Raw genomic sequence first — 1,285 nt, forward strand, 5'->3', positions numbered from 1 at the left:
TGAAGTGCCCCGAGTTTTGTTCCTAGGCATTTGCCTTGATTTCTATTATTTCTTGCGGCGGGTTCTGCTTCCAAAAATCGGTTTCCACTTCGACTGGGGTTCGGTATCCCAAGCTTTGGTGAAGCCTCATCTCGTTCCACCATGACACCCACTCGAACGTCGCGATTTCTACCTCGACAACATCATCCCACCTGCGAGTATGGATCAGCTCGTTCTTGTAGGAGCCGTTAACGTTTTCAGCCAGAGCATTGTCATAAGAATCCCCGACAGTTCCGGTGGAAGCGGCAATCCCGTGCTGGGCAAGGCGCTCGTTGTAGACCACGCTGACGTACTGCGAGCCGTGATCCGAATGGTGAATGAGACCTGTTGTTTCCTCAGCACACACGATCGCCTGATTAAGAGCTTGCAGCGGCAACGCTTCGGTGCGCATGGAGTCTGATAACGCCCACCCAACGATCCGTCGGGAGTAAACGTCGGTGACAAACGCGGCATACACAAAGCCTTTCTTCGTGCGCACATACGTAATGTCAGCCACCCACAGTTTGTTCGGTCCGGGGGCTTTGAACTCACGCTCGACCAAGTCTGGGCGCAGATCAGGCACGTTAGGCTTACGGGTTGTGAGAGGTGATCTGCCTTTGCCTTTGCCAGAAACACCGGCCAAGCGCATTAAACGGGCAGTTTGTTCACGACCGATATCAATTCCGTCACGGCGGAGAGCATGCCACATTTTCCGTACACCGTAGACACCGTAATTATCCCGATGAACAGTTCTAATGCGTTCGACCAGCACAGCATCACGAAGGCGACGAGCACTTAACCCACGGGCCTTGGACTGGCGATAGCCACGCGAGGTGATAAACCCACCAGCCCGGTTATTCTTCAACGTCTTACAGATGAACTCGACAGAGAAACGAACCCGGTATTCATCGATGAACCGGATCATTTCCGACGTTTTGGGTCGAGTTCCGACGCGAAAAAAGCTGAAGCGGCCTTCAGCAGCTCATTAGTGTCGCGTAGCTCTTGATTTTCACGACGCAGCCTCGCGTTTTCCGCGGCCAAATCTTCAGGCACAGGTTCTGGGATGTTTCCCGCACGACGGGCCTGTTGAGTCCATTGACGGGCCGTATGCCATGAAACCCCCAGCTTTGGAGCTACTGCCTGGCACGCGGCTTGCATCGACATATTTTCTGCCAAGATGCGATCTTCCACGAGACGGACCACACGGTCCTTTGCATCCTGGTCAAATTTTCTTGGCATATTCCAGATTTTCCCATCTACTTCTACT

Annotated in this window: 1 protein-coding gene; it reads right to left on the minus strand. The window is 53.2% G+C overall.

Annotated features, from left to right (window positions below):
* Positions 1–22: 22 nt before the first annotated feature.
* A protein-coding gene (locus MHY22_RS11440) for an IS3 family transposase (protein WP_239194158.1) occupies positions 23–1,257 on the minus strand; the annotation gives its coding sequence in 2 pieces (ribosomal slippage) (positions 23–969 and positions 969–1,257; 1,236 coding nt in all).
* Positions 1,258–1,285: the final 28 nt, after the last annotated feature.

Origin of the sequence: Corynebacterium sp. ACRPO (assembly GCF_022347205.1) — a bacterium.
Taxonomy (GTDB): domain Bacteria; phylum Actinomycetota; class Actinomycetes; order Mycobacteriales; family Mycobacteriaceae; genus Corynebacterium.